The organism is Pedobacter sp. 10L46_2, assembly GCF_056395165.1.
The window spans coordinates 1-5,195 of record NZ_JBFTIZ010000299.1 but is presented as its reverse complement, the minus strand read 5'-3'; the positions used below and the strand labels follow the sequence as shown (position 1 = coordinate 5,195).

The following is a 5,195-nucleotide window of genomic DNA, read 5'->3' as shown; positions in this document are numbered from 1 at the left end:
GTGAAATATAGTATTGCCTTTGATGGAGTATTACCATGTCAATCCAATGTATTTACCTCCAAAGGCTATGCCAGTGAAGATCTTGCATTGCCTGAAGCAGTAATGGCTCATGTGAAGAAAGAAACAGATCATCAAAACATTTATGTGATGGATAGAGGTTTGCAATCAATCAGAAACATGAAAACATTTAGTTCCAATGCAATAACATTCATTTGCAGGACCAAAGAAAATAAGAAATTCGTTGAACTCGAGTCGCTTATACAGGAGAATAAAGACTTGGATCTAGGCGAATCCAATCTATTAAAGGACTCTAAAGTTCAATTGTATACTGGTGTAGCGGTAAATAACAAAAAGGGGAATAAACATTTCAGAGAAGAACTAGTAGATAGTCCCTTTCGTCTTATTATTGTGGAAAGCAAGTTGGATGGCAAGAAATATTGGTTTTTGAGCAATGATTTTGATCTGTCTGCAAAGGAAATGGCTCAAGCATATAGGAGACGCTGGGATATAGAGGTATTTTTTAGGTTTCTAAAACAGGAACTCAATATGAGCCACCTTGTGTCTTTGAATAAGAACGGAATACAGGTAATGTTGTACATGACATTAATGGCAGCCATGTTGGTGCTGATATATAAAAAAGCAAATAAATTGACTTACAAAACAGCAAAAAGACGGTTCTCCATGGAAGTAAGGGACTTAGCTATTGCCCTAATCGTTGTGCAATGCGGAGGAGACCCAGGCCTGTTTTTTAAAACATAAAAAATGGCCGGAATTTCTTCCGACCATGACTGGGCTAGCAGCTACTTTTTATTTTATTTCTTCTGTTCCACTTCCCTATCCATCTCCAGTACATTAACCTGGTCAGATTGAGAAAAGTCGCCAATCAAATATTTATTAAAGTGATCGGCCAGCTTCCAGAAAGCATATTCTGTTAAATCACCAAATGCATGGCGTTGTCCCGGTACAATAACAAATTCAAATCTTTTACCTGCTTTCATTAAAGCATTAGCTACTCTAATGGTATTTGCCGGATGTACGTTATTATCAACGTCGCCCGTCATCAACATTAAATGACCTTTCAGGTTTTTAGCAAGATCAGGATTTTTATCAATGCTATATTTAAATGTAGTATCGCCTTTTGCTGAAACAATTTCTTTTACACCATGATGCTTTTCACTCCACCATCTGTTATAAATACTGTTATCATGGTTTCCTGCATTTGATACTGCAGCTTTAAAGAAATCAGGATAAACAAGCATTGCGGCTGTAGACATAAAACCGCCACCCGAGTGGCCGGTAATACCAACTTTAGTGGCATCGATAAATGAGTACCTATCTGCCAGTTGTTCTACAGCAGCCTTCTTGTCAGCCAAGCCATAGTCGCGTAAGTTTCCATAACCATAGGTATGATACCATTTAGATCTTGCAGGGTTTCCTCCTCTATTCCCTACTGTAATTACCACATATCCAAACTGAGCCAAGCGATCAGTTCTATCCATGCTTTTACTAAAGGACTTGTTTACAGCCTCGGTTTGAGGACCGGGATATACATATTCTATGATCGGATACTTTTTGGTCGGGTCAAAATCAAAAGGTTTATACATTACCCCGTAAATATCCGTAACGCCATCATCAGCTTTTACTTTAAAAGGTTCCGGAAATTTATAACCGGTAGCCATTAATAAAGAAAGATCAGCAGTTTCAAGATCCATTACTTTTTTACCGGTGTTATCCATCAATACAGATCTAGGAACCGTATTAACTTTAGAGAAGTTATTTACAAAAAACTTATTCTCATCGTTCATATTTACTGCATGATCAAAATCTCCCGGATTTAGAAGCTTCATTCCAGACCCATCAAAATTAATGCGGTATAAATGCAGGTAGTAAGGATCTTCCTTAGCCTCTCGCCCATTTGCAGTAAAATACAACACCCTATTTTTTTCGTCGATGTTCACTATGCTTTCACAATGGAAGGCACCTTTTGTAATTTGGTTCTTTAACTTACCATTACTATCAAACAGATAAAAATGAGCCCATCCGTCTCTTTCAGACCAATGGATAATTTCTTTTCCATCGTTTACCAAACCCGGACGGTTGATTTCTACATAAGTGTTAAAACGTTCATCAATTACCGGAGTTACTACATCCGTATTGATATCAACGGTACATACATCAACTCGTTTTAAATCCCTGCTGGTACGCGAAAGATAGATCTTGCTGTTATTACCCAGCCATATAGAAGGTCTGAACTCATTATCACGATCTTTGTTTAAAGGAGGCGCCCCCCAGACAGACACACTCTGATCTTTGAAAGCAGCGATATTTAGCTTCTTAAAGGTTTTGCTGGCAAAATTGAATAAAAGGAGTTCATCAATTGGTGCATCAGGCTCACCTGGCATTTGGTATTTGTATGTTTCTAAGGTAGGCCTGCCGGCAGTAATATTGTTTACTACCCAAAGGTCTTTTACCTTACGGGAATCTGTTCTGTCGAGCACAAAATATTTTGCATTTGGCGACCATAACACGTAAGCTCTGCGTCTTTTCTTATTGTTTTTCTCTTGTTCTTCATTATTTTCGCCATCACCATCGCTGCCATATGAATAAAACTTAACTCCATCCTTTGTTAGCTGGTGCTCTACAATGGTGCTGTCCTCTTCATTTTTCACAGCCTTTTTATAGTTTTCCTTATCCATCCAGTACAAGTTGTAATTTCTACTAAAGATAATTGCCGAGGAATCAGGTGCAACCGAACCCCAAGACGGCTTTGCTTTAGGCTTGGTATAATTTGGGACTTCGGTAAGTTTTGCACTTGCAATATCATAATTAAAATAAAAAATCTTTTTCTGCATTGAATCTGCATCTTTCTTATCCTTACGATCCTTTTTCAATTCATCAATAGTACTTTTTATTTCAAAACTGATTTGTTTTTCATCACTCGAAAACTTAAGATTCTCTAAAGGCAAGTGCTGGGCATCAAAAGGATCACGAATAATTGTAGTGATTTCTGCAGCAAGCTGTGCATTGTCAAAAATCTTCTTTTTGCTTTTAGCAACCGGATCAACAAGGTACCAAAGCTTACCGTTTGGTGTTTCATACTCATACCAAAAACGATTACTTAATTTCAACCAGTGCGGATCAACAGCCGTTGAGTAAATGATCTTTTTAAGTTTGTTGGGCGAAAACCTTGAGGCAAGCTGATAATTTGCCTTCGGTGCCTGGGTTGTGGTTTCTGTTATTGTAAAAGTTTTGGTTTGCGAAACCGCATTAAAACCTGCACTAATAAGCAATAAAAATAGAATGTAAAGTTTCTTCATTTGAACTGTTAATTAAAACGGCTAAATTATTGATTAATACTAAAGAAGGATGAATCTTTATTTGTAATAAATGTGATAGTTAATGCAATAAAATAGCGGTTGATTTCATAGTTTTGCCACAAATAATCATAAATGAAACAGCATCTTCTACCTTTATTAACTGCAGCGGCAATTTTTACGGCCAGTTGCCAATCTAAATCACAAACTAACACCGATAACCCGGATGTTAAGGATACTTTAACACAAACCTCATCAAAGGAAGAAGTACAGGCCGCTAAAATTGATGTAAGCAAAATTAAAGTTGCTGATGCTAAAACCATACTTGCCCGCAAACAGGTACCTATTTTATGCTATCACCAGGTTCGTAACTGGAAACCAACAGATGGCAAAGTAGGGAAAGACTACATTGTTGAAATACAAAACTTTAAAGATCAGGTTAAAATGCTTGCCGACAGTGGTTATCACTCTATATTACCTGATCAGTTATATGCCTATTTAAATACGGGCGCTCCATTACCGAGCAAACCGATCATGTTTACTTTTGATGATACAGACATGGATCAGTTTACAATTGCTGCTCCAACACTAAAAAAATACGGTTTTAAAGCAGTCTACTTTATCATGACAGTATCCATTGGCCGTAAGGGTAAGTTTGTTGACTATATGACCAAAGAGCAGATAAAACAACTTTCTGATGATGGCAATATAATTGGCAGTCACACTTATGACCATAAGAATTTCAAGAAATACCAGGGAAAAGACTGGGAAGAACAGCTAGATAAGCCTACCAAAAAACTGGAAGAGATTACCGGCAAAAAAATGACTGAATTTGCTTATCCTTTTGGCTTATGGAATGCTGAAGGTTTCCCTGAACTAAAAAAACGTGGATTTAGGATGGCATTTTCTCTTGCTGATAAACGCGATCAGAATTATCCGTTGTACACGATAAGAAGAATTATTGCGAGTGGTTACTGGAGTCCTAAAACGCTACATAACAGCATAGTAAAAAGTTTCTAATGAAAATACTTTTAAGTCTGGGTGCTGGCTTAATGATATTAGCTTCAGCATGCACATATACCAGTCAAAGTCAAACTAGTTCCGCTTCGGGTAATCCTGATAAAGACACAGCCCAAACTAGTAAGGCACCTAAAAAGGAAGCTACCGCGGCCGAGATTTTAAGCAAAAAGGAAGTCCCTGTTCTTTGTTATCATCAAATTAGAGATTGGAAAGCAAGCGATTCGAAACGGGCGCATGATGACATTATCCCTCCTGCCAATTTCAAACAGCATATTAAAATGCTTGCAGATAGTGGCTACCATACCATTTTACCAGACCAGCTTTATGATTATTTGAATTATGGGGGCAAACTTCCAGAAAAACCGATCATCATTAGCTTTGATGATACGGATCTGGATCAGTTTACTGTTGCAGCACCCGAGTTAAAAAAATATGGTTTTAAGGGCGTATTTTTTATCATGACGGTATCTATAGGAAGACCGAGATACATGAGCAAAACCCAAATAAAAGCCCTCGCAGATGACGGTCATGTTATCGCAAGCCATACCTGGAATCACAAAAATTTCAGTGAGTTTACGAATGATGATTGGGAAGTACAAATAGATAAACCGACCAAAACATTAGAAACAATTACAGGTAAAAAGGTTGAATATTTTGCCTATCCATATGGGGTTTGGAAACCAGAAGCCTTACATAAATTAAAAGAGCACGGGTTTAAAGCGGCATTCATCTTATCAACAAAGAGAGATGAGACTAATCCGCTTTTTACCATCCGACGTATTATTGATCCAGGAACTTATACAGCGAAGAACCTTTACCATAGTATGGAACTTATACAGCGAAGAACCTTTACCATAGTAT

General features: G+C 37.6%; 4 protein-coding genes. 3 read left to right on the top strand and 1 reads right to left on the bottom strand.

What is annotated here, in order from left to right:
- Window positions 1–759: transposase (locus tag AC1DDX_RS23005; RefSeq protein WP_477622658.1), on the top strand; the 759-nt coding region annotated here is incomplete at its 5' end.
- 53 nt (window positions 760–812) lie between these two features.
- Here the strand turns inward: AC1DDX_RS23005 and AC1DDX_RS23000 are convergent.
- Window positions 813–3,317 carry a S9 family peptidase gene (locus AC1DDX_RS23000; RefSeq protein ID WP_288878932.1) on the bottom strand — a complete coding sequence of 835 codons (2,505 nt, stop codon included), beginning with the start codon at window positions 3,315–3,317 and terminating at the stop codon, window positions 813–815.
- 132 nt (window positions 3,318–3,449) lie between these two features.
- Between AC1DDX_RS23000 and AC1DDX_RS22995 the strand changes: the two genes are divergently transcribed.
- Together AC1DDX_RS22995 and AC1DDX_RS22990 are read left to right on the top strand one after the other, a co-directional pair.
- Window positions 3,450–4,334 (top strand): polysaccharide deacetylase family protein, encoded by an 885-nt coding sequence (locus AC1DDX_RS22995; RefSeq protein ID WP_172659699.1) that lies wholly within the window; start codon window positions 3,450–3,452, stop codon window positions 4,332–4,334.
- Window positions 4,334–5,195, top strand: an 862-nt coding sequence (locus AC1DDX_RS22990; RefSeq protein ID WP_477622657.1) for a polysaccharide deacetylase family protein, incomplete at its 3' end; no start/stop codon positions are given. The genes AC1DDX_RS22995 and AC1DDX_RS22990, both read left to right, overlap by 1 nt.

Coding starts and splice junctions, on each gene's coding strand:
- AC1DDX_RS23000 (WP_288878932.1), bottom strand. CDS start 3,317: ATGAAGAAACTTTACATTCTATTTTTATTGCTTATTAGTGCAGGTTTT.
- AC1DDX_RS22995 (WP_172659699.1), top strand. CDS start 3,450: ATGAAACAGCATCTTCTACCTTTATTAACTGCAGCGGCAATTTTTACG.